The 21,813-nt window shown below is 50.0% G+C and carries 25 protein-coding genes; 13 read left to right on the top strand and 12 right to left on the bottom strand.

The features are described from left to right. The first annotated feature begins 16 nt into the window (after positions 1–16). Positions 17–1,111 carry a septal ring lytic transglycosylase RlpA family protein gene (locus NB640_RS03555; RefSeq protein ID WP_269309786.1) on the top strand — a complete coding sequence of 365 codons (1,095 nt, stop codon included), beginning with the start codon at positions 17–19 and terminating at the stop codon, positions 1,109–1,111. A 602-nt stretch (positions 1,112–1,713) separates the two neighbouring features. On the opposite strand, the gene dksA is transcribed toward NB640_RS03555, so the two are convergent. The 4 genes from dksA to NB640_RS03535 all read right to left on the bottom strand — a co-directional run bounded on the left by dksA (position 1,714) and on the right by NB640_RS03535 (position 5,023). After that, positions 1,714–2,169, bottom strand: a complete 456-nt coding sequence (gene dksA, locus NB640_RS03550) for an RNA polymerase-binding protein DksA (protein WP_269309785.1) — start codon at positions 2,167–2,169, stop codon at positions 1,714–1,716. 184 nt (positions 2,170–2,353) lie between these two features. Further along, positions 2,354–3,367, bottom strand: coding sequence for a CobW family GTP-binding protein (locus NB640_RS03545; protein ID WP_269309784.1), 1,014 nt, complete (start codon positions 3,365–3,367; stop codon positions 2,354–2,356). Positions 3,368–3,378: 11 nt separating this feature from the next. Further along, entirely contained in the window at positions 3,379–4,353 is a 975-nt protein-coding gene (gene xerC / locus NB640_RS03540) for a tyrosine recombinase XerC (protein WP_269309783.1), read from the bottom strand. Positions 4,354–4,360: 7 nt separating this feature from the next. Beyond that, complete coding sequence (locus NB640_RS03535; RefSeq protein ID WP_269309782.1) at positions 4,361–5,023, bottom strand: DUF484 family protein; 663 nt, start codon at positions 5,021–5,023, stop codon at positions 4,361–4,363. A 91-nt stretch (positions 5,024–5,114) separates the two neighbouring features. On the opposite strand from NB640_RS03535, the gene NB640_RS03530 reads away from it, so the two are divergent. Next, complete coding sequence (locus tag NB640_RS03530) at positions 5,115–5,939, top strand: symmetrical bis(5'-nucleosyl)-tetraphosphatase (RefSeq protein WP_269309781.1); 825 nt, start codon at positions 5,115–5,117, stop codon at positions 5,937–5,939. On the opposite strand, the gene NB640_RS03525 is transcribed toward NB640_RS03530, so the two are convergent. From NB640_RS03525 to NB640_RS03500, 6 genes are read right to left on the bottom strand one after another with little or no spacing between them, the layout of a single operon-like run. Then, positions 5,863–6,657 carry a lysophospholipid acyltransferase family protein gene (locus tag NB640_RS03525; protein ID WP_269309779.1) on the bottom strand — a complete coding sequence of 265 codons (795 nt, stop codon included), beginning with the start codon at positions 6,655–6,657 and terminating at the stop codon, positions 5,863–5,865. The genes NB640_RS03530 and NB640_RS03525 overlap by 77 nt on opposite strands. Before the next feature lie 11 nt (positions 6,658–6,668). Next, positions 6,669–7,973, bottom strand: a complete 1,305-nt coding sequence (locus NB640_RS03520; protein WP_269309777.1) for a dihydroorotase — start codon at positions 7,971–7,973, stop codon at positions 6,669–6,671. A 56-nt stretch (positions 7,974–8,029) separates the two neighbouring features. Next, on the bottom strand, positions 8,030–8,989 hold the full coding sequence (locus NB640_RS03515; RefSeq protein WP_269309775.1) for an aspartate carbamoyltransferase catalytic subunit: 960 nt from the start codon (positions 8,987–8,989) through the stop codon (positions 8,030–8,032). After that, on the bottom strand, positions 8,982–9,494 hold the full coding sequence (pyrR, locus tag NB640_RS03510) for a bifunctional pyr operon transcriptional regulator/uracil phosphoribosyltransferase PyrR (protein ID WP_269309773.1): 513 nt from the start codon (positions 9,492–9,494) through the stop codon (positions 8,982–8,984). The genes NB640_RS03515 and pyrR overlap by 8 nt, the downstream gene beginning before the upstream one ends. Then, positions 9,478–9,867, bottom strand: coding sequence for a Holliday junction resolvase RuvX (gene ruvX, locus NB640_RS03505; protein WP_269309771.1), 390 nt, complete (start codon positions 9,865–9,867; stop codon positions 9,478–9,480). The genes pyrR and ruvX overlap by 17 nt, the downstream gene beginning before the upstream one ends. 36 nt (positions 9,868–9,903) lie before the next feature. Further along, entirely contained in the window at positions 9,904–10,464 is a 561-nt protein-coding gene (locus NB640_RS03500) for a YqgE/AlgH family protein (protein ID WP_269309770.1), read from the bottom strand. 254 nt (positions 10,465–10,718) lie between these two features. Here NB640_RS03500 and dcd point away from each other — a divergent pair, with 254 nt between their 5' ends. The 9 genes from dcd (at position 10,719) to ybgF (ending at position 17,135) form a co-directional block, all read left to right on the top strand. After that, positions 10,719–11,285 carry a dCTP deaminase gene (dcd, locus tag NB640_RS03495; RefSeq protein WP_269309769.1) on the top strand — a complete coding sequence of 189 codons (567 nt, stop codon included), beginning with the start codon at positions 10,719–10,721 and terminating at the stop codon, positions 11,283–11,285. A gap of 75 nt (positions 11,286–11,360) precedes the next feature. Next, the gene (locus tag NB640_RS03490; RefSeq protein WP_269309768.1) at positions 11,361–12,116 is read left to right on the top strand and encodes a YoaK family protein; all 756 of its coding nucleotides are present in this window, start codon (positions 11,361–11,363) and stop codon (positions 12,114–12,116) included. 43 nt (positions 12,117–12,159) lie between these two features. Further along, a complete protein-coding gene (ybgC, locus tag NB640_RS03485) occupies positions 12,160–12,582 on the top strand; it encodes a tol-pal system-associated acyl-CoA thioesterase (protein ID WP_269309767.1) in 423 nt (140 codons plus the stop codon). Positions 12,583–12,629: 47 nt separating this feature from the next. Further along, complete coding sequence (gene tolQ, locus NB640_RS03480; RefSeq protein ID WP_269309766.1) at positions 12,630–13,313, top strand: protein TolQ; 684 nt, start codon at positions 12,630–12,632, stop codon at positions 13,311–13,313. A 9-nt stretch (positions 13,314–13,322) separates the two neighbouring features. Then, entirely contained in the window at positions 13,323–13,772 is a 450-nt protein-coding gene (locus NB640_RS03475) for an ExbD/TolR family protein (RefSeq protein WP_269309765.1), read from the top strand. Between the two features lie 17 nt (positions 13,773–13,789). Continuing rightward, the gene (locus NB640_RS03470) at positions 13,790–14,602 is read left to right on the top strand and encodes an energy transducer TonB (RefSeq protein ID WP_269309764.1); all 813 of its coding nucleotides are present in this window, start codon (positions 13,790–13,792) and stop codon (positions 14,600–14,602) included. A 3-nt stretch (positions 14,603–14,605) separates the two neighbouring features. After that, positions 14,606–15,895, top strand: coding sequence for a Tol-Pal system beta propeller repeat protein TolB (tolB, locus tag NB640_RS03465; RefSeq protein ID WP_269309763.1), 1,290 nt, complete (start codon positions 14,606–14,608; stop codon positions 15,893–15,895). Positions 15,896–15,914: 19 nt separating this feature from the next. Next, complete coding sequence (gene pal / locus NB640_RS03460; protein WP_269309762.1) at positions 15,915–16,412, top strand: peptidoglycan-associated lipoprotein Pal; 498 nt, start codon at positions 15,915–15,917, stop codon at positions 16,410–16,412. 3 nt (positions 16,413–16,415) lie between these two features. Then, the gene (ybgF, locus tag NB640_RS03455; RefSeq protein ID WP_269309761.1) at positions 16,416–17,135 is read left to right on the top strand and encodes a tol-pal system protein YbgF; all 720 of its coding nucleotides are present in this window, start codon (positions 16,416–16,418) and stop codon (positions 17,133–17,135) included. A 135-nt stretch (positions 17,136–17,270) separates the two neighbouring features. Here ybgF and NB640_RS03450 read toward each other — a convergent pair whose 3' ends face one another. After that, a complete protein-coding gene (locus NB640_RS03450; protein ID WP_269309760.1) occupies positions 17,271–18,167 on the bottom strand; it encodes a Crp/Fnr family transcriptional regulator in 897 nt (298 codons plus the stop codon). A gap of 547 nt (positions 18,168–18,714) precedes the next feature. Here NB640_RS03450 and NB640_RS03445 point away from each other — a divergent pair. Together NB640_RS03445 and NB640_RS03440 are read left to right on the top strand one after the other, a co-directional pair. Further along, positions 18,715–18,990, top strand: coding sequence for a KGG domain-containing protein (locus tag NB640_RS03445; RefSeq protein ID WP_269309759.1), 276 nt, complete (start codon positions 18,715–18,717; stop codon positions 18,988–18,990). 238 nt (positions 18,991–19,228) lie between these two features. Next, on the top strand, positions 19,229–20,848 hold the full coding sequence (locus NB640_RS03440) for a bifunctional aminoglycoside phosphotransferase/ATP-binding protein (protein ID WP_269309758.1): 1,620 nt from the start codon (positions 19,229–19,231) through the stop codon (positions 20,846–20,848). A 15-nt stretch (positions 20,849–20,863) separates the two neighbouring features. Here NB640_RS03440 and NB640_RS03435 read toward each other — a convergent pair whose 3' ends face one another. Next, a complete protein-coding gene (locus NB640_RS03435) occupies positions 20,864–21,793 on the bottom strand; it encodes an MBL fold metallo-hydrolase (RefSeq protein ID WP_269309757.1) in 930 nt (309 codons plus the stop codon). Positions 21,794–21,813 lie beyond the last annotated feature (20 nt).

Genomic DNA, 21,813 nt, shown 5'->3' with positions numbered 1-21,813 from the left:
AGAATGATTTTGCCGTATGGACTCAAAACAGATGAATGCTATTGTTGATCGCTCTGTCTCAGACAACACACAATCTTTCTCTATTTCCATCAATCTGCTGGTTGTATTGTTCGCCGTGTGTTGCTTGATGCTGGCAGGGTGTTCCACTACCCCGAAATCGTCCGGAAGATATCCGGGAAAAACATCCGGAACAACCGCTTCTGCCGGAACCGGTTCAGGCCTTCCCAAGGCCGGCTCCGGACGGGGAGGGTACTATCTGGATGATGGTCCGATGGAATACACACCGGAAGACCTGATGAATACGCCCGATGCCATTCCCCGTGTAGAGCCCTATGCCCGTGCAGCCAACCGGCCCTATACTGTATTTGGCAAAACCTATGTGCCCGTCACGAACAACCGCCCTTATAAAGTTCAGGGGCATGGCAGTTGGTACGGCAAAAAATTCCATGGCAACAAGACCTCATCCGGTGAGGTTTATGACATGTTTAAAATGACAGCAGCCCATCCGACATTGCCGCTTCCCTGCTATGTGCGTGTAACCAATGTCAATACAGGAAAACAGATTATTGTCAGGGTGAATGATCGCGGCCCGTTCCATTCTGACCGGATTATTGACCTGTCCTATACCGCAGCAATGAAGCTGGGATACCTGAATCAGGGAAGTGCGCTTTTAGAAGTTGAGCATCTTTTGCCTGATGAAATCGAGCGCATCAATCTGGCAAGAACCAGTAATCCACCACCTATACAGCAAAGTACGCGCCAGACGGTTGCTGTCGCCCAGCAACCTGCTGTAGAGCAACAGACAAAACCGGCTGTCGTTGTGGCGGTGGCATCAACCGGTGCGGCCGGTAGTGTCGTTACGGCAAACCAGCCGTCAAAAGTGGTTGCCTATTACCTACAGTTGGGCGCCTACCAGCAAATCGGAAATGCACAGGCAACGCAGGCTGAATATGCCTTGAACTGGGCGCACATCCTGCCAGGAATGGAACTTGTCATGGCAGACGACTATTACCGTTTGTTTGCCGGGCCGTTTGGTTCACAGGAAGAAGCGGATTATGCCGCCCAGCAAATCGAGAGCACCGGACGTCGTCCATTGGTTGTCAGGCGCTGATTCGTAAAGAGAGATGAAAAAGTATTGATACTTGGCTTTTACAACACCTCAACCAAGTGTGGTTTCGCCCCTCGAAAAATGGAGACAGTAAATGAGTGTCAAAACCGATAAACTGATCCGAATTGTTCGCAGTTTTCTCTTATTATTTACCGTCACCTATTGTACGGCTGCATTTGCTTACGATCTTCTCGATTGTCTGAATGATATAGCAATAGTAGATTCGGAAATTACCATCAGCAACAAAGCTTTGCTCGGGAACGTGGACATCCGAGCCTGTTAAGTGTTATCAAAAGGTAGCCGAAATAGACAACAGCATACCTCGTGGTATCGCCGTAGATTTATGCGCGGGCTCAATTAGTGCAAAAAAGACTATTGATTGTTATTATCAAGCTGGTACGAGAAGGCAGTTGAACCGTGGTTTGGCAACGACTCTTTGTGGTGCAAAAAAACTTGAAAAATAGTTCTGACTAATGATGTTTAAAAGTATTTACCCGAGCGTTTAATTAAGAGGTAGATTCTAAAGGCTTAAGTATGTAATTTCAAAAAAAAGCGCATGATGATCATGCGCTTTTTTTATATGGTGTCAAAAAAGTAAAAGCGAATCAGTCGCCATACAATTTCTGTTTGAGTTCACGGCGCTGTTGTGCTTCGAGCGACAAGGTAGCGGTTGGACGAGCCAGCAGTCGCGGAACACCAATAGGCTCACCTGTTTCTTCACACCAGCCATATTCTTCAGCATCAATGCTGGCAATGGATTGCTGTACTTTTTTCAGAAGCTTGCGCTCACGATCCCGCGTCCGCAGTTCAAGTGCATGTTCTTCCTCAATGGTGGCACGATCAGCCGGGTCCGGAACCAGTGGAGTGTCCCGAAGGTTTTCTGTCGTCTCACCGGCATTCTTGATGAGCGTGCTTTCAAGTTCTTTCAAACGGTTCCTGAAAAAAGCAAGCTGGGCAGGATTCATATAATCCTTCTCACCCATTTTCAGAATCTGCTCTTCAGTGAGGAGTACATTATCTGCTGATTTTGCAGATGCCGCCTTTTTCGCTTTTGTCTTCACGTTGCTTACTCCCTTCACTTTGTGTGGGTTAATTATAAAACCGGGCAACTTTATAAATAAGATAAGTATTGCACAATGGATTCAAAAGTTCTGCAAGTAAATTTATTTGCAGAAATGACCCCAGTCAAGCTCCACAAAATTAATTAATCCATAATACTACTGTTTTTTCATCCATATATCCAGTTTATATCAGACACCCCGTCAACCCTTCCCTGAAAGCAGACTCCGGCAGATCCTTTCCGATGAAGACCATTGTGCTTTGACGCGTTTCACCATCTGCCCATTTTTCCACGATATCCGAGCCCATCAGCTGGTGCACGCCCTGAAAGACGACCTTGCTGTCCGCATTTTCCATATAGAGAATGCCCTTGTATCGCATCATCTGGCTGCCGTATGCCTGAAGCATTTTTGACAGGAAATGATTCAGCATGTCCGGATTGAAAGGGCGTTCGCTCCGGAAAACGAAGGCCCGGATATCATCCAGATGACGGGCATGTCCATGATGGCAATCCGGTCCACAGGGTCCCTCGTGATGATGACTGTGATCGGCAATTGGTATGGTGACATCCAGGCGGCTGTTCAGGTGAAAGCCTTTCAGGCCCAGTACCTTGTCCAGTGCAATGCATCCGAAATCAACCCTGTCGATAGTTGCTTGCGGATTGATCCGGTGAAGACGCGCAATCAGTATGTCGATTTCATCTGCGGAGACAAGATCGGTTTTTGAGAGCAATATGCGATCGGCAAATCCTGCCTGGCGTCTTGCTTCTTCAAACTCATCCAGTTGTTGCATGGCATGAACGGCATCGACCAGTGTGACAATACCGTCTATCAGGTAGGCACGCGAGACATCCGGGTCCATGAAAAAGGTCTGAACAAGAGGGCCGGGGTCAGCCAGTCCGGTCGTTTCAATAATGACGCGGTCAAAATCCAGTGTACCGGTGTCACGTTTTTCTGTCAGCGAATTCAGGGCAATAACCAGATCACCCCGCACAGTACAGCAGATACAACCATTGCTCATTTCAATGATTTCTTCGGCGCGGGTTTCTACCAGAATGGAACTGTCGATATTTTCCGGCCCGAATTCATTTTCGATGACAGCGATTTTCTGCTGGTGATTATCAGTCAGAATCCGGTTCAAAAGCGTGGTTTTTCCGGCGCCGAGAAAGCCGGTAATGATGGTGACGGGAATCAGTGCCATAGTGTTTTGTGTTATTTCTTTTTTGCCCGGGGATGGGCGGCATCATAAATACGGGCAAGGTGCTGAAAATCCAGGGCGGTGTAGATCTGTGTCGAGGCAATGGATGCATGCCCCAGCATCTCCTGTACGGCACGCAGATCGCCGGATGACTGGAGAATGTGGGATGCAAAAGAATGCCGCAGGACATGGGGATGGACATTGAGTGGCAGGCCCAGTGCCTGTGCATGCGCCTTCAGTCGCATCTGCACGATACGCGGTGTCATGCGGCGTCCGCGCTGATTGATGAAAAGTGCGCGCTGTCCATCAGCTTCTTTTGGTTGTATCAATTGCTCACGCACAGACAGCCATGCCTTGATGGCGTCGATGGCAGCCTGGCCAACCGGCACAATCCGTTTTTTATTGCCTTTGCCTGTTACAAAAATTTCCTGGTCATTCAGGTTAATCCAGCTAAATGAGGTATAGCCGTTTTCCTGGATATGGCGCACATCCAGCCCGGTCAATTCAGATACCCGCAAACCACTCGAATACAGCAGTTCAAACATGGCCTGGTTGCATATCGGGGTGATCGTATCATCCTCTCCGTGGTGAGGAGGCGCTGATGGCGTGGCAACCAGTTGTACTGCATCGTCTACTGAGAGCGCTTTGGGCAGGCCCTTCACCCGCCGGGGTGCCTTGATGGTTTCTGCCGGGTTGGCCGGCAGCCCGGTCTGTTCAGCCAGCCACTGATAAAAACCCCGCCAGGCAGAGAGCTTGCGGGCAATGGAGCGGGGATTCATTCCTGACGCGTGCAGCCTGGAAACAAAACGGCGTATCTGGTGATGTGTCAGCTTCCCCAGCGGGATATCCTCTGACATCTTCTGGAGCTGGAAGAGATCCCGCCGGTAATTATCCACCGTATGGCCTGACAATTTTCGTTGTGTCAGCAGGCCATCCAGATAGGCATTGATAGCTGCCTCATCTGTCTGGAATACCTGACGGGCGGGCATACGGGTTTCAACCAATAAGACACATCAGGGCTGCGCTTGCCGTCTGGGAAATTTCAGACAGAAAATCCGTCGCCATATCGGCACGGAAACGGGCGGCATCGGGCGAACCAAGAACCAGCAGTCCAAAGGTGCCGGTTTCTGTTTTGAGTGGAATCAGGGCAATGGATTCAATAGAAACCGATTCGCCAAACCAGTGGCTGGCTTCAAAATCATTGTTTTTTCCGCAGTAAGGCGCCTGCAGGCCCTGGGCAAAAATCCGGATAGCTTCTGATACATCCTGCGCGAACCATTCGTCTGCATACGGTTCATCAATATCCCAGAGCCGGAGCGTTGCCTGCGGAATGGAGAAAATGGTCTGTAATTCTGAAACCAGCGTTTTTGCGCGGTCTGACTCCTGCTGTACTTTCAGGATAGCGCGTGTCCATTCCTGAATGCGGTGCATCAGGGTGTCATTATCCCGGGCGATCCGGACGAGCTCAGCAATGCGCAATTCCAGTCCCTTGTTTTTTTCCCGCACGATTTCGATTTGCCGTTCATGCAGCGAAATGGCTTTACCCAGAAGCGGGCTTGTCAGTTGGACATCAGCCAGCAGTTCTGCATGCTCATTAAAAAAATGCGGATTATCCTGTAAATAAGCGGCAATGATGGTGGAATCAAGGTTTTGTGTCATGATCGGATTAAAATAAGGACGGGGTTGGCTAAAAGACTGATTTTACATGACATGCGCCAGCCTGTGCCATTTTCAAAAAGAAAGACAGCGTATGAAAACGTATGCCATTGGCGATATACAGGGGTGTCTGGAGCCGCTTAAGATGCTGATGAAAAAAATTGAACACGATACGCCCGATGCCCGTTATCTTTTTGCCGGCGATCTGGTGAATCGGGGGCCGCATTCGCTTGAAACATTGCGCTTTGTCCGGGATATGGGGGAGATGGCGGTGTCTGTTCTGGGAAACCATGATTTGCATCTTCTGGCTATTGCTGCCGGGGCACGAAAAAAGGAGAGGCTGGGTTCACTCCAGGCCATCTTTGATGCGCCTGATGGTGACGAGCTGATCGACTGGCTGCGCCGCCGCCCGCTGGCGTATGCCGAGAGCGGGATGTTGCTTGTTCATGCGGGCGTACTTCCCCAGTGGACAGTGGAGCAGACGCTGATGCTGGCAAAAGAAGTCGAGTCGGTATTGCAGGGGCCCGACTGGATGGTTTTCATGCAGGAAATGTATGGCGATCAGCCCGCAACATGGCAGGATGATCTGACCGGGACTGATCGGTTGCGTTGCATTGTGAATGGCCTGACACGCCTGCGTTTTTGCAGTGAAGACGGGGAAATGGAATTCGATGCCAAGGAAGGGTTATCCGAGGCACCGGCCGGTTTTATTCCCTGGTTTGATGTGAAGGCCCGCCAGACGAAAAACGATACCATTATTTTCGGGCACTGGTCGGCACTGGGATTGCTGCTGCGTCCCGATCTGATGGCACTGGATACGGGATGCGTCTGGGGGCGGCAGCTTACGGCGGTGCGTCTTGATGACCGGGCGCTGTATCAGGTGGATTGCCAGGGCCTTTGTACGCCGGATGTTTTTTGAGTTCTGTCTGGATGACCTCATGCGCTTGCTGTGAAAGCACCCTGCGCTGCATGCCGGCAGATTCAATAACAGGCAGGATAGTCAGTTCAGCCCGGATGGTGTCGGTGTTTAATACGCGCATGATGTTGTCAACCAGGGACAGCTTGGTTTCTGACTCAATGGAAGGGTGGAAATGATCGTTTTCATCCACGTAATGCAAAACACATGGCTGAACCGGTGCGCCGGCTTCAATGGCGGCCTCAAAAAGATTGGAATGAAAAGGAAGCAGCCGGTTCTGGCTGCCGCCGGATGTGCCTTCCGGGAAAAAAACAAAATATTCCCCCTGGTGCAGATGAGTAACCAGGGCCCGAAACGTATTCCGAAGGTCCCGGGCATTGTTGCGTTTCAGGTAAACGGTGCCGGCTCGGGTTGCCAGCCATCCGATCAGCGGCCATGAGCGGATGGAGTCCTTGGCGATAAAGCGGCTGGGCTGTGCCGTATTGATCAGGAAAATATCCAGCCATGAGAGGTGGTTTGAAACAATCAGGGCATGCGGCGCCAGCAGGTGCTCATTGATAACGGTAATCCGAATGCCGATGATCCGGAAAAGTTTTCTGGACCAGTTCTGGATATATTCCCGCTGTTTTTCGGGTGTCCATGACGGGTAACGGAAAATACCGGTCAGTACTGCCGAAAAGGCATGCAGCAGCATTTTCAGAACACGGAAATAGGCTTTCATGTCAGTTGCTGTCAGCCGGTGATACTTTCATAGGCGATCCGGCCTTCCACAATCGTCATTTTCACCTGTCCTGTGACTTCTTTTCCTTCATAGGGCGTATGTTTGCCCTGGCTGGCAAATGCGGACGGCTTTACGATCCATTTGACAGCCGGATCGAAAAGGCAGATATCAGCAACGTAATCCGGTGTGAGTTGTCCGCATTGCAGTTGAAGGATACGGGCCGGATCGCTGGTTATTTTGGCAATTGCTCGTGAGAGTGCATCGGGTGAATTTGCTGTGTGCTCTTCTGCCCATTTGAGTGTCAGAGGCAAGAGCAGTTCAAGTCCGGTCGCTCCAGGGGTTGCCTCGCCAAATGGCAGCATTTTTTCATCATCATCCACCGGGGTATGATCCGAGCAGATGGCATCAATCGTGCCATCCAACAGGCCAAGCGAAATCGCATCACGGTCTTCCCGTGAGCGAAATGGCGGTAGCATGCGGGCGTTGGAGTCGAAAAAATCAATATTGTCTTCTGTGAGGTGAACGTGATGTGCACCGACATCACACGTAATCGATAGCCCCTCTTTTTTGGCTTCACGGACCAGTTCAATCCCTTTGGCTGTGGAGAGGCGGCACAGATGCAGACGAACGCCTGTTTGGCGAACCAGCTCAAACAACATATAAAGTGCAATCGTTTCGGCAATGGAAGGAACACCAGACAGCCCCAGCCTTGCCGCAACCGGTCCTGCATGCGCGATGCCTGAGCGTCCCAGCCAGGCATCCTGCGGTCTTAACCACACGCAATAGTCATAGGTCTTTGCGTATTGCAGGGCGCGCATCAGCATTTCCGTATTACGGACGGGTTCGGCTGCCTGCGAAAAGCCGATACAGCCGGATTCCCTCAGCTCCGCCATTTCGGTAAGGGATTCGCCTTTCAAGCCAACCGTCAGTGCGCCCAGTGGATAAACATGCGCCTGATAGAGCGATTTTGCCCGGTATTTCAGCATTTCAACAAGACCGGGCTCATCCAGAACCGGATCAGTATCCGGCGGGCAGACCAGGCTGGTGACACCGCCATGCATGGCGGCATTCATCTCAGACTCAAGGGTTGCCTTGTATTCATATCCAGGTTCACGCAAACGGGCGGACAAATCGACAAAACCGGGTGAAACGATGAGTCCGCTGGCGTCAATGATGCGATCCGGCGTGAAGTCGGGCCGGGATTGGCCGGGTTCTGTCACCGCCAGTATGTTGCCATCGGCGATGAAGATCTCCTTTTCGCCGTCTACCCCATTGGCCGGATCAATCAGGCGTCCGTTTTGAATGTGCAGTTTCATGTAATGTGTCCCTGGAATCGCTCTTTATCTCTCAACTGATCAAAACCTGCCGGTGTTCAATTTCCTGCCAGGATGCTCATGACCGCCATTCGCACCGCGATACCGTATGTCACCTGGGAGAGAATGACCGCCTGGCTGCCATCAGCCACTGCCGAGTCAATTTCCACCCCCCGGTTCATCGGGCCGGGATGCATGACAATCGCATCGGGTTTGGCCATTGCCAGCCGTTCAACCGTCAGGCCGTAATTTTTGAAGAATTCCTGTGCAGAGGGCAGCAGGGCACCGTTCATCCGCTCGTTTTGCAGACGCAGCATGATGATGACATCAACATCTTTCAGGCCTTGGGCCATATCCGTGTACAAACGGATGCCCATTTCCTCCATATGGGAGGAGACCAGGGTTCTCGGGCCAATCACGCGGACTTCAGGCACCCCCAGTATTTTCAACGCATGGATGTCAGAGCGGGCAACCCGGCTGTGCAATACATCACCAACGATAGCCACGGTGAGATTGGAAAAATCCTGCTTGTAGTGGCGGATCGTAAACATGTCCAAAAGCCCCTGTGTCGGGTGCGCATGCCGTCCATCACCGGCGTTGACGACATGGATATAGCGCTGCTTGTGTGCGTTCAGGTGCTGGGCAATCAAAAAAGGCGCGCCTGACTGGGCGTGTCTGACAACAAACATGTCAGCGTGCATGGCCCTCAGGTTATCGATGGTGTCTAACAGGGACTCTCCCTTGCTGGCACTGGACGCATCAATATTCAGATTAATGACATCTGCCGAGAGGCGTTTTGCTGCGATTTCAAAGGTGGTGCGTGTCCGTGTGGAATTCTCGAAAAAGAGGTTAAAGACACTTTTCCCGCGCATCAGGGGCACCTTTTTGACTTCCCTGTCTGAAATGCTCAGAAAAGAAGCCGCAGTATCCAGAATATGGGTCAGCACTTCACACGGAAGTCCTTCTATGGTCAGCAGATGCTGTAACTCACCGTGCTGGTTTAGCTGAGGATTAGGCATGTTCTACCGTCAGTGAAAAGATATTGTCATCAGTCCGGTGCAGTTCCAGCACCTGGTTTTTGGGAATGGATACTGTCAGGGCAACAAAATTGGCGGCAATCGGCAATTCCCTGTCGCCTCTGTCGATCAGGGCGGCCAGCAGGATTTTTCCCGGGCGGCCATAGTCAAACAATTCATTGATGGCAGCGCGGGTCGTCCTGCCGGTATACAGCACATCGTCGATCAATAAAATGGTCGCCCCTCCCACATCGAAAGGGATCTGGGTGGGTTTTACCGCAGCAGGCAGGCCTTTCTGTGCGTAATCATCCCGGTAAAAGGAGACGTCGATAAAGCCGGGAGGATTTTCCAGCTTCAGGTCTTTTGCCATACGCTCAGCAATCCAGGCGCCACCGGAATGAATGCCTACCAGCGCCAGATTGGGCTCGTCAATGAGTTCAGCCTGTATTTGCTGCAAGAGTGTTTGATACAGGGCTTCTGCATCAAGATTGTCAAGAGGTGGATTCATCAAAGTATTGTTGCAAAATAAGGGCGGCAGCATGCGCGTCATCTGCCTGACCCTGTTTAAAATTCAAAATACATGAAGAAAAACGCTCGTCAACCAGCACAGTACCAAGACCGAAGCGTCCGTGCAACTGGTTGGCGAAACGGCGGCAGCGTTTTGTCATGTCATGTTCTTTCCCATCCGCATGAAAAGGCAGCCCGATAACAAGGCTGGCCGGTTGCCATTCCATGATGAGGGATTCTATCGCATTAAAGCGGCCGGTATTGGATTCTTCATGAATAATTGTCAGCGGCCGGGCCTTTTTTAACAGCGTATTGCCTACAGCCACACCGATGCGTTTGAGACCAAAGTCAAATGCGAGTATGACGTCTTCCATTTCAGGATCGCGATGCGTTAAAAATCCAGGTAAAAGTTACGCATGGCCGCCTTGCGGTACCAGCATAAGCGGATCAATTCCCAACAGTTTCATGGCGGCAACATAACGCTCGCCAATGGGCATGTCAAAAATGACATCAGGGTCTGCCGCTACGGTCAGCCAGCCATTGCGGCCGATTTCCTCTTCCAGTTGCCCCGGACTCCACCCGGCATAGCCGATACTGACTAAAACCCGCTCAGGGCCTGAGCCGGAAGCCAGCGCTTCCAGCACATCACGCGATGTGGTAAAGGCAATCTCATTGGTAATTTGCAGCATGGATGAAAATTTGCCTTTAGGAGAGTGCAGAACAAAGCCCCGATCATCCTGTACCGGGCCGCCGAACATGACAGGTCTGCCCATCAGGGCATGTATTTCCAGTTTCAGATCCAGGCGCTCAAGCAGGCTGTCAATCGTGATTTCTGTGGGCTTGTTGATCACAATACCCAGCGCACCGCGCTCGTTGTGCTCGCATAAATAAACCACCGTGCCGCCAAAGACAGGATCATGCATTGACGGCATTGCAATCAGAAAATGATTTGAAAGATCCATGGCATTCATGTTCCTGGTTTCAAGGTAAAAACAGGGAAAGAAACAGGCGCTTCCCTGCATAAATAAAAGTCCATGCTTTCATTGTATCAGTCTTGCTCCCAATTCTCTTCATGCCGGGCAGACAAACCGTTTTTTCAGCGACATGTTAATAATTTTTCATTCCTGCACAGACCAAAGCAAGGTAAAATGGCGGCAGCTATGACAGTTTATCTTCTTATCCGGGCTGGCTGGCATGATAAAAACCACCTTTACTTGCAATCGATATGAGTATCAAATCTGATAGATGGATTCGGCAGATGGCCGAAGAACACGGCATGATTGAGCCGTTTGAAAAAGGGCAGATCAGGACATTGAATGATCAGAGAATCGTCTCTTACGGTCTGTCTTCCTATGGTTATGATATCCGGTGTGCTGATGAGTTCAAGGTTTTTACCAATATCAACAGCACTATTGTCGATCCGAAAAATTTTGATGAGAACTCGTTTGTCGATATTAAAAACGATGTCTGCATTATTCCGCCCAATTCCTTTGCGCTGGCACGAACGGTCGAATATTTCCGTATTCCGCGAAATGTGCTGACCATCTGCCTTGGCAAATCCACTTATGCGCGGTGCGGCATTATTGTGAATGTCACCCCTTTTGAGCCGGAATGGGAAGGGTATGTCACGCTTGAGTTTTCAAACACAACACCGCTGCCAGCCAAGATTTATGCCTGGGAAGGGTGTGCACAGGTCCTGTTTCTGGAAAGTGATGAAGTCTGTGAGGTTTCCTACAAGGATCGTGGCGGCAAATATCAGGGCCAGGTGGGCGTGACGCTGCCCAAGACCTGATGGTTGCGGTATCTGTTTGAGTCGGGTGGCGTTCAATGGAGTGAAAGAATCCGGGTTTCCTCGTTAGAATAAATTATGCCAATTCTCTACCTGCGCAGACTCACGGGACTGGAGCGCAGTCTCAGAGCTGATATCCATTTGGGGTTATCACTGGCTTTTATTGCCGGCGCCATCAATGCAGGTGGATTTGTTGTTGTCAATCAGTACACATCCCATATGACGGGTGTTGTTTCATTCATGGCTGATGGGCTGGTTTTAGGCGATTTGCGATTGGCGCTTGCGGCACTCGGTTCATTACTCTGTTTTATTTTTGGCGCAACCTGTACCGAGTTGCTGGTGAACTGGGCGCGGGGCAAGCGGCTGCAGAGCGAATATGCCATCCCCCTCATACTGGAGGCGATCCTGCTTCTGGTTTTCAGCTTTGTCGGCCAGAAACTCCATGAGCACATGGGACTCTTTGTTTCCTTTACCGTCATGCTGCTTTGCTTTCTGATGGGATTGCAAAACGCGATTATCACGCGTATTTCCAATGCGGTTATCCGGACAACCCATGTCACCGGTATTGTGACGGATATCGGCATGGAATTCGGCAAGATGCTTTTCTGGAACCGGGGTGTTGGAAAAGAAGATGAAACCTATGTCCGTGCCAACCGGGGCAAACTGATTTTGCTCATCAATCTGCTTGTCATGTTTTTCCTGGGGGGCGTTACCGGTGCGCTCGGTTTTCAGTTTATCGGATACATCACCACCATTTTTATTTCGGCAGCACTTTTTCTGCTTGCCATCATACCGGTCATTGATGATTTCCGCCTGCGCTGGAAAAAGAGATGAACCGTTCCGATGAGGGACAGCGCCTGACTGGATAGCCTGCTTTATGTCATATTTCCAAAAAAAAACCGCTTCTGTTTTTGAATGGCCGCTTCGGGTTTATATCGAAGATACGGATATGGGCGGGGTCGTCTTTTATGCCAATTACCTGAAGTTTTTCGAACGTGCCCGAACAGAATGGCTGCGAAGCCTTGGGGTATCGCAACAGATGCTGATGGATGAGTATTCGCAGATTTTTGTTGTCGGCCGCCTGTCGGTTGACTATATCAAATCCGCCCGGCTGGATGATGCGCTGCGAATCACCGTTGAGGTTGAACGGATGGGAAAAGCATCCGTTCATTTTTCACAGAAAGCCTGGTGCGGTGACACCCTTTTGGCCAGCGGCCTGATACAGATTGTTTCAGTTTCGTTACCACAGATGCGGCCGGTTGCGATACCATCCGGTATTCTGGAAAAAATGCAAAATTAACAAGATGGTTTTTTTAATAAATTTCTAACTGTTTTCATATTATCCTCATGAGTGTCTCCCAAGATCTTTCCTTTGTTTCCCTGATCCTTAACGCATCCCTGCTGGTTCAGCTGGTGATGGCGTTGTTACTGATCGTTTCCGTCATGAGCTGGATGTACATTTTCCGGAAAATGTTTGCCATCAGGGATGCGCATGTCCAGACAGCGGCTTTTGAAAGTGCGTTCTGGTCCGGCGGCAATCTCAAAAGCCTTTATGACCGTGCCAGCAGTAATAATCGCACCGGTGCGCTGGAACGGATATTTCATGCCGGTATGAGTGAGTACATGAAGGGTAAATCGGCAACAACCATGTCAGGAACCGACATGGTTGCACTGCTGGATGGTGCGCGCCGTGCCATGCGGGCAGCTTACCAGCGTGAAATGGATAACCTGGATTCCCATCTGTCTTTCCTGGCATCCGTGGGATCGGTTTCCCCTTATGTGGGGCTATTTGGCACGGTCTGGGGCATCATGAATGCGTTTCGCGGACTGGCCAATGTCCAGCAGGCAACCCTTGCCGCTGTTGCGCCCGGTATTGCAGAAGCGCTCATTGCCACAGCAATTGGCCTTTTTGCCGCCATTCCGGCCGTTCTCGCTTACAACCGTTATTCGCACGAAGTGGATCGCCTTGCCATCCGCTTTGAGAGTTTTATTGAAGAATTCTCCAATATTCTTCAACGACAGTCGAAATAGGAAAACGCTATGTCATATCAGATTTCCGGACAGGGCTCCCTGCGGGGTGGCCGTAAAAGCAAGCTTAAATCCGAAATCAATGTGGTGCCATACATTGATGTCATGCTGGTGCTCCTGGTTATTTTCATGGTGGTGTCGCCCATGACCATTCCTGGTGCGATCAACCTGCCATCAGCTGAAAAGACCGCATTACCGCCAACCAGCTATATCCATATTTCGTTGCGCCCTGATGCACAGGCGGAAATCGGCGTAAGACAGGATGGCAAAGACGGCGGAAAAATTGAATCCGTATCAGACCATGATGTCCTGATGCAGAAGCTGCGCACCCTGCATGCGGCCAATCCCGACTATCCTGTCCTGATCTCCGGCGACAAGGATATTCGTTACGAAGAAGTGGTCAAAACTATCTCGGATGCCAAGAAAATGGGCATAAGCAGGGTGGGGCTGGCAACCCGTTAGGGTGCGGTGCAGGATTTATGGAGGCTTCAGGATTACACGCCATCCCGAAAGAATCAAAGACAAAACAGTCCTTGATTCTGGCGCTGTTCGTCCATATGGCGCTTTTTGCCTTTTTATGGATTGGGGTAAGCTGGCAAAGCGAAGAAGGCGGGTCCGTCGAGGCTGAGGTATGGGATATCAAGGTAAGCGAAGCCGCGCCAAGAGCGCAAATACCCGAGCCGGTCGTTAAAGAGGCGGCTGAAATGCCTGAGCCGCAGGTCAAGGCGCCGCCACCGCTAGAAGCGAAAACCGATGCCAAGCCGGATATTGCCCTGAAAGAAGAAAAGAAACGCAAGGAAGAAAAAAAGAAAGAAGAAGAAAAGCGCAAGGAAGAAGAGACAAAGAAAAAAGAGGAAACGAAGAAAAAAGAAGCTGAGGAATCGAAGAAAAAACAGCTCAGGCAGGCTGACCAGAAAAAAGCGGACGCTATCATGGCGGAGGAAGCCAAGCGTCTTGCGGCGAAAAGCGGGACAGGGGGAAGCGGTACGTCGGCTTATTCCACTGGCAGTATTCGTGCTGACAGCGGTTATACCCAGAAAGTCAGTGCTAAAATTAAGTTGAACACGATCTTTAATGTTCCTGACACCTTGAGCGGCAATCCCCCGGTTGAGTATGATGTGGAATTGCTGCCTGATGGCTCAATAAAGAGTATCAGGATACGGAAATCATCTGGTGTGCCCGGTTTTGACGAGGCCGTACTTCGGGCGATTGAAAAATCCGCACCCTACCCGCAGAATAATGCAGGCAGGGTGCCATCGAGATTTGAAATCTCGCACAAACCAAAAGGCTAGGTAATGCTGAGAAAAAGAAACCATTTTTTGCATCCCGTTTTTCTGTTGAGCTTGTTGTTGCTGATGTTTTCCCAGGCATCGGCACAGGACAGCATCCGAATTGAGATTTCAGGCGTGGGTGCCCGCCAGATTCCTGTCGCCATTGCGGCGTTTTCCGGAGAGACATCCACCAAACAAAAGCTTTCAGCCATCATCAAGGCCGATCTGGCGCGTAGCGGGATGTTCAAAATAATTGATACGACAGACACACTGGCTGAAGATGCAACGATTAATTATGCTGACTGGCGTTCAAAAGGGGCTGAAGCCCTGGCAACAGGCAGTGTGAAAAGTACGGCAACCGGGCGCTATGAAATCCGGTACAGCCTGCATGACATTGCTAAAAAACAATCCATTTCAACCTTGTCGCTCGGCTCATCTGACAAGGCGCTGCGGTTATCGGCACACAAGATTGCTGACGACATTTATGAAAAGCTGACGGGTCTCAAGGGTATTTTCTCTACCCGTATTGCCTACATCACCAAGGCAGGACGGGAATACCGGCTTGAAATTGCCGATGCGGACGGTGAAAACCGGCAGATAGCGCTGCGCTCCAATGAACCGATCATTTCACCTTCCTGGTCACCTGATGGAACGAAAGTCGCCTATGTTTCATTTGAAGCGAAAAAACCGGTGGTCTATGTGCAGAACCTGGTTACCCGGCAACGCACGGTGGTGGCCAACCACAAGGGCAGTAATTCCGCGCCCTCCTGGTCCCCGGATGGCTCGAAGCTGGCCGTTGCGCTTTCCCGTGACGGGCTCACCCAGGTATACATTGTCAATGCCGATGGAACGGGATTGCGCCGATTGACCAAAACCAACAGTATCAATACAGAACCCCAATTTTCACCGGATGGACAGTCGGTATACTTTACCAGTGACAGAAGCGGCTCTCCCCAGATATACCGCAGTTCAATCAGCGGAGATAATGCCCAGCGCGTGACTTTCTCCGGTGGTTACAGCATCAGTCCACGCGTATCACCTGATGGCAGGCATCTGGCATATATATCAAGACGTGGTGGACAATTCCAGCTTTATTTGCTTGATCTCACGAACAGTCAGGAACAACGTCTGTCCGATACATCAAAAGATGAATCCCCGAGCTTCTCTCCGAACGGCAAGTACATTATGTATGCAACGGAAAAAGGTCGTAGAGGCACGCTTTCTGTTGTCTCGGTGGATGGGCTTATCAAACAGAATATCTCAGTGCAGGCAGGCGATATCCGTGAGCCTTCATGGGGACCGTTTATGAAATAATTGTTAAAAAGGAAAAAACATGGACAAGCTGAAAAAATTACTCATTATCCTCTCGGCAGCTGTTTTTCTGGCTGCCTGTGAGTCATCCGTCAAACTGGATGAGGATGTGCGGCCTGAGACTGACTCCAGAACGGTTTCCACGGTGAGTACCGGTTCGACGGATCCGTTGAATGACCCGAAAGGAGAACTGGCCAAGCGCAGCATTTATTTTGAATTTAACAGCTACGTCGTTCAGGATGAGTATCAGTCTTTGGTACAGGCTCATGCGCGTTACCTGAACAAAAACAAGAACCGCCGTATTCTCATCCAGGGCAATACCGATGAACGCGGTGGCCGTGAATACAATCTGGCATTAGGGCAAAAGCGTGCAGAAGCCGTGCGCAAATCCATGTCACTTCTGGGCGTGAGTGACAGCCAGATGGAAGCTGTATCGTTCGGCAAGGAAAAGCCAAGGGCACAGGGTAGCGATGAAGCATCCTGGGCTGAAAACCGTCGTGCCGATATTGTTTACCAGTAAGCCATGAAAAAGACACCTTATTTTCTTTTATCGCTGATTATTGCCTGTCTGCTGCCATGGCAGGCGAAGGCGGCCCTGTTTGAAGATACCGATGCACGGCGCTCCATCCTTGATCTGCGTGCGAAAGTCAATGACAAGGCAGACAAGTCTGCCTTACTCGAACTTTCCACGCAAAACGAGGCATTGAAAGAGGAGGTGGCCAGATTGCGTGGCAAGGTTGAGGTACTGACCAATGAGCTTCAAAATCTGCTGCAGAAACAGAAAGACTTTTATGTTGATCTGGATAACCGGCTGGGTAAATTTGAGCCGCAGCACGTGACGGTGGATGGAAAGCGTTCTGTCATACAGCCGGAGGAAAAACAGCTCTTTGACAAGGCTGAAGTGGCCTTTCAGGCAGGGAATTACAAGGAAGCGGCTTCGGGATATAACGCCTTTTTGCGCAAGTACCCGAAATCAGGGCTGGCAGTACTGGCACAATACGGGCTTGGCAATTCCTGCTATCTCTTACAGGATTACAAGAGTGCATTGTCAGCACATGCGGTACTCGTCAAACGTTACCCGGAGAGCGAGAAAACCCCGGAAGCCATGCTGAGTATGGCAAGCAGTCATCTGGGGTTGAAAGATCTCTGGGCAGCCAAAAAAACATTGAATACGATTGTTGAAAAATATCCTGACTCCGAATCAGCCGCCGAAGCAAAAGAGCGCCTGAAAAAGATGGAGTAAAGCCAGTCGGACTATCAGGGGCAGGACAGGACGCCTTAAATTGCCTGCTGCAAAGCCGTTGTGCCCCAAATGGTGGTGTTGCATCGAAAAATGGGAGACATCAGTCTCCCTTTTTTGATGAATGATTCCAGCGGCTTATGCTGTCGGGCGCAGCACGCTTTCGTAGTATTCTGTGCCGGTACGCTGGTTCAGATTAACAGCTGGCATGATGGCTTTGTCTGTTTTTGCCGCTTTTGCCTTGTCTTTTGCGCGTGTCTTGGCATTGGGTAGCCTTCTCAAATTACGCAAGGCCTGAATATCCTTGATCTCGATGGTTTTCTGATCAACACTGATCCAGCCGATTTCATGCAGCGCGGAAAGTGTCCGGCTGACGGTTTCCAGCGTCAGTCCAATATAGCTGCCAATCTCGTGCCGGGTCATGCGCAGATTGAAAATACGGTGGGAATATCCCATCTGGGCAAAGCGATCAGAAAGAGATACCAGGAAACGGGCAACACGTCCTTCCGCACTGAGTGACCCCAGCATGGAAATCATGGCCTGTTCACGAACCAGCTCCCTGCTCATGACACTGTACATCGCATTTTCCAGTTCGGGATAGGTTCTTCCCAGGGTGGTCAGCTTTTTAAAGGGGATCAGGATGAGATCACAGGCTGAAAGGGCCACTGCTTCTGACGTATAAAACCTGGAATTAATGCCATCCACGCCCAACAGGTCGGATTTCATCGGAAAGCTGAGGATTTGTTCATTGCCCAGCTCATCAATCAGTACCGTTTTCAGAAAGCCTGAATTGACGACATAGAGCATTTCAAAGGGCTGTCCAATCATATGGATCCGTTGTCCTGTCTTGAACTGGACATGCTGGAAAAGTGTTTCTTCGCTTGCAATGGATGAATTGGGGGAGACCGGGATACGCAGCAGGTCACAGACTTCCTTCAGGTTGGACCACAGTTTTCCGTTTTTCTGCCTGCCGGCTTCCAGAGATACGGACTTCAATGCATCAGAAATTGTTTCATTTGATTTTGTTGGAAACATAATTTCACACCCTCCCGTTTTATTGAATAAATGAATTTCAAAAACCATCTTGTTTAAATACTTCTCCATTCAGGATGGTTTGAATTATGTCAATATTAAAAACTGCTTAATATCAGCGATTGCTTAATGTGTTTGTAGGAAATCATGGGAATGTCTATAGGAAAATTCTTACATTTACCAATATGCTGTTTTGAGCGGGTGATGATTTTGAAATAAATCAAATTTATCAAAAATCATGAAAACAAATAATGAGAAATTTTGAATGATGTTTTTTAACATGATGATTTATTTGATTAAAATCATTAATTTTTAGAGTTGATTTAAAACAATGTGCGTTAAATAAAATATTAATTCGGGTAAATTTATAAAGAATAAAGAGGTATTGCTGAATCGTTGTTTTTTATTGTGGGTATTTTTATTTTCGGGAACTTTTAATATGCCTTTCTCTCCAATCTGTCGTGGTTTTATATAAAGTTTTTTTTCTGATAGCATCTCATCCGGAAAAATCAATATCCGGGGAGATATATTACGTGTAAAGGGGATTACTATGCGTTCAGAATCAAGGAGTCAGGCAAGTGCTCACAAAACACCGGCAAAACGCGGTTTTGCCGCTATGTCCAAGGAAAGACAAAGGGAAATTTCCAGCATGGGTGGCCGTGCAGCACATGCCCAGGGAAAGGCTCATGTATTCACATCTGAAGCAGCGCGTATTGCCGGCCGTAAAGGCGGTGCTGCTGTGAGCAGAAATCGTGCCCATATGGCGGCGATTGGGCGCAAGGGCGGTGAAAACAGCCGCTCAGGCAAATCGCGGGAAAGCGCATAACTCCGTTATTTCTGAAAGTGCTGCTTCGTCTTTTTCGTGTCGTGAACGTGGGCAGGCGTGACAAAAGAAAAGGGATGCTGTGTAAAGACAGTATCCCTTTTTTCGTATGGTTCGCTCAATTGGCCTGATCTGTTTTTCAGCGGCGTATTCTTTATTGAGGTGATGTGTTTTGATAAGATAAAAACGATGATCAAACGGCAAACAGGCCGCCAGCAGACCAGTCCCCGGGATGAACGATATGATGCCTTTTAGCATGACGGAAAACCTCAAATACCAGGAAGAACTGATTCATGCCTGGAAGGAGACGTTTCGTGGCATCCAGCCATTGCCTTATCCTGAGTTGATTGAAACCCATGTGTCATGGGTTTTGCTGACCAAAGAAAATGCCTACAAAGTAAAAAAGGCCCTCAAACTTGATTTCCTGGATTTTTCCGACCTGGCTTCCAGGCGTTTCTATTGCGAAGAGGAAATCCGGTTGAACAAGCGAACGGCGCCCGATATTTACCAGCGGGTTGTGTCTCTTGGCGGAAGTCTTTCTGCCCCCCATATCAATGCCGAGCCTGTTTTTGAATATGCTGTGGAAATGAAGCGCTTTTCCCGAGAAAATGAAATGGCGCACATGCTCGAAGACGGGAGATTACAGGCGCTTCATATTGATAGCCTGGCAGAGAAAATTGCGTATTTCCATGAGAGCCTGCCTTCCATTACCGGAGGGGTTGCCGGGATGGCTTATGGTACTTATGATTTTCTCCTTCATGGACTCGAAAATAATTACAGCGAACTGGGCACGATTTTTTCCGGTTCGGACCTGATGCCGGAACGGGAAAAACTGGATGCGCTTGAGGCACTTCATTTCGCGGTGTTGGAGGAAAGAAAAGAAACCATTGAAAAACGTCACCGGGATGGATTTGTTCGCGAATGCCACGGTGACCTGCATATGGGAAATATCGTCTTCATTGATGATGAGGCTATTCTTTTCGACAGTATCGAATTTTCGCCGGATTTCCGTTGTGTGGATGTGATATGCGATCTGGCTTTTGCTTTTACTGACCTGCATTATTTTGGCCGGGCTGATTATGCGTGGCAGCTTTTAAACCGCTACCTGGAAGAGACCGGGGACTATGAGGGAGCCGCCCTTGTAGATGTTTTTGGCGCTTCACATGCACTGGTGCGTGCAAAAGTTGCTGCCATACGCTACCGCCAGCTAACGGATGACGCACAACAAGCGGCCAGCCTGAAAGAAAGCCGTCGTTACATGGCATTGGCACGGGAGATGCTTGAAGACAGAAATGCCGGTCTGCTGATTACCTGCGGTTTGCCCGGTGCCGGCAAGAGCGTATTTTCACGGGCCGCCCTCGGCACAATTCAGGCCATCCGGATACGGTCGGATATCGAACGCAAACGGCATTATGGTTTCAGATCGCTGCAAAGCAGCGCCGGGGGGAAAATAAATATCTACAGTGAAACCGCATCAGAAATAACCTACGGACTGCTGGAAAAGCTGGCGGATACACTGCTGGATGCGGGATTTAGGGTGATTGTGGATGCGGCCTTCCTCAAGAAAGCAGAACGGGAGCGCTTCAGGCACCTGGCTGCCGACAGATCGGTACCCTTTGTGATAGCCATGATTACTGCCAGCCCTGAAACACTCTTGAGGCGGGTAACGACAAGACAGATGCAGCGAAATGATCCTTCTGAAGCCGGCCCTGATGTACTGGCAAAAAAACAGGCGCAGTTTGAGCCGCTTTCGTCAGAGGAATTGTCCTGCACCATTGAAATCGTCAACGAAGACGGTCATGACTTCATGTCAGATGAAAGCGGCTGGAAGCACCTGAACCAGATGCTGTTAGCGCCCTGATTTCTCAGCCGTTCTTCAGATGAACTGATCCAGCATCAGGATTTGCCCCAGTGCGGCAACTTCCAGTGAGCGATCAGGAAGGCTGACGCGTTCCCATGCGTCGTGAAGCAGACGAGGAGGTTCATCCAGCGGTTCATCCGACAGCTTGAAGGTGCCCCAGTGCATGGGGATCAGCCGTTTTGCGCCAAGTGCTGTCATGGCATCAACCGCTTCATCCGGGTTGATATGCTGTGGTTTCATGAACCAGCGGGGTGCATAAGCGCCAATTGGCAGCATGGCGGCATGAATTTCACCAAAACGCCGGCCGATGTCGGTAAATCCGTCAAACCAGCCAGTGTCGCCGGAATGGTAAAGACGCATCCCATCCTTTTCAATGACAAAACCACCCCACCAGCTGGTGTTGACATCATTAATACCGCGGCGACTCCAGTGTTCCGCGGGGACGAAAGTGATGTGTAGTCCGGCTACTTCCTCCTGTTGCCACCATCCCATTTCAATCACGCGTGTAAAACCGTTTTTCAAAAACCACTGCCCGAGCCCTTGCGGTACCAGATAGACAGGGTCTGGCCCCAGCTTTTTCAGTGTGGGCACATCCATATGGTCGCGATGATTATGTGTGATCAGTACCAGATCAATTTTGGGCATGGCTGGCCAGGCGATACCTGGCGGGCTGTTTCTCCTGATCCAGCCGATATTCATCGACATGACAGGATCAATCAGCACATTTATTCCGGCAAGCTGGACAAGAAAAGACGCCTGCCCGATCCAGGTCAGCGTATCCTTGTCGCCTTTTCCGAGCTGTTTGCCATCATTATGAACAAAAGGAACAGAGACACCGGTGGCGGAAGCCTTCGGACGCTTTTCGTTATGCAATCCCAGCATCCAGCGTAGGACATGGCTGGTTTGGGGTTTGCGGAAATTGCTTTTCAGATTGGTAAAACGCATACAGCTGACTATCAGAAAAA

The sequence above is a fragment of the Oxalobacter vibrioformis genome (assembly GCF_027118995.1).
GTDB classification, from domain to species: Bacteria; Pseudomonadota; Gammaproteobacteria; order Burkholderiales; family Burkholderiaceae_D; genus Oxalobacter; species Oxalobacter vibrioformis.
Note: the sequence above shows the minus strand (reverse complement) of the source record. Positions and strands in the feature narration are given on the sequence as shown.

Coding starts and splice junctions, on each gene's coding strand:
- ybgF (WP_269309761.1), top strand. CDS start 16,416: ATGAAAAAGACACCTTATTTTCTTTTATCGCTGATTATTGCCTGTCTG.
- NB640_RS03530 (WP_269309781.1), top strand. CDS start 5,115: ATGAAAACGTATGCCATTGGCGATATACAGGGGTGTCTGGAGCCGCTT.
- NB640_RS03525 (WP_269309779.1), bottom strand. CDS start 6,657: ATGAAAGCCTATTTCCGTGTTCTGAAAATGCTGCTGCATGCCTTTTCG.
- NB640_RS03535 (WP_269309782.1), bottom strand. CDS start 5,023: ATGACACAAAACCTTGATTCCACCATCATTGCCGCTTATTTACAGGAT.
- NB640_RS03500 (WP_269309770.1), bottom strand. CDS start 10,464: ATGAATGCCATGGATCTTTCAAATCATTTTCTGATTGCAATGCCGTCA.
- NB640_RS03450 (WP_269309760.1), bottom strand. CDS start 18,167: ATGTTTCCAACAAAATCAAATGAAACAATTTCTGATGCATTGAAGTCC.
- NB640_RS03445 (WP_269309759.1), top strand. CDS start 18,715: ATGCGTTCAGAATCAAGGAGTCAGGCAAGTGCTCACAAAACACCGGCA.
- ruvX (WP_269309771.1), bottom strand. CDS start 9,867: ATGGAAGACGTCATACTCGCATTTGACTTTGGTCTCAAACGCATCGGT.
- NB640_RS03520 (WP_269309777.1), bottom strand. CDS start 7,973: ATGAAACTGCACATTCAAAACGGACGCCTGATTGATCCGGCCAATGGG.
- dcd (WP_269309769.1), top strand. CDS start 10,719: ATGAGTATCAAATCTGATAGATGGATTCGGCAGATGGCCGAAGAACAC.
- NB640_RS03490 (WP_269309768.1), top strand. CDS start 11,361: ATGCCAATTCTCTACCTGCGCAGACTCACGGGACTGGAGCGCAGTCTC.
- NB640_RS03470 (WP_269309764.1), top strand. CDS start 13,790: ATGGAGGCTTCAGGATTACACGCCATCCCGAAAGAATCAAAGACAAAA.
- pal (WP_269309762.1), top strand. CDS start 15,915: ATGGACAAGCTGAAAAAATTACTCATTATCCTCTCGGCAGCTGTTTTT.
- ybgC (WP_269309767.1), top strand. CDS start 12,160: ATGTCATATTTCCAAAAAAAAACCGCTTCTGTTTTTGAATGGCCGCTT.
- tolB (WP_269309763.1), top strand. CDS start 14,606: ATGCTGAGAAAAAGAAACCATTTTTTGCATCCCGTTTTTCTGTTGAGC.
- NB640_RS03545 (WP_269309784.1), bottom strand. CDS start 3,367: ATGGCACTGATTCCCGTCACCATCATTACCGGCTTTCTCGGCGCCGGA.
- NB640_RS03555 (WP_269309786.1), top strand. CDS start 17: ATGGACTCAAAACAGATGAATGCTATTGTTGATCGCTCTGTCTCAGAC.
- NB640_RS03515 (WP_269309775.1), bottom strand. CDS start 8,989: ATGCCTAATCCTCAGCTAAACCAGCACGGTGAGTTACAGCATCTGCTG.
- NB640_RS03475 (WP_269309765.1), top strand. CDS start 13,323: ATGTCATATCAGATTTCCGGACAGGGCTCCCTGCGGGGTGGCCGTAAA.
- NB640_RS03435 (WP_269309757.1), bottom strand. CDS start 21,793: ATGCGTTTTACCAATCTGAAAAGCAATTTCCGCAAACCCCAAACCAGC.
- xerC (WP_269309783.1), bottom strand. CDS start 4,353: ATGCCCGCCCGTCAGGTATTCCAGACAGATGAGGCAGCTATCAATGCC.
- pyrR (WP_269309773.1), bottom strand. CDS start 9,494: ATGAATCCACCTCTTGACAATCTTGATGCAGAAGCCCTGTATCAAACA.
- tolQ (WP_269309766.1), top strand. CDS start 12,630: ATGAGTGTCTCCCAAGATCTTTCCTTTGTTTCCCTGATCCTTAACGCA.
- NB640_RS03440 (WP_269309758.1), top strand. CDS start 19,229: ATGATGCCTTTTAGCATGACGGAAAACCTCAAATACCAGGAAGAACTG.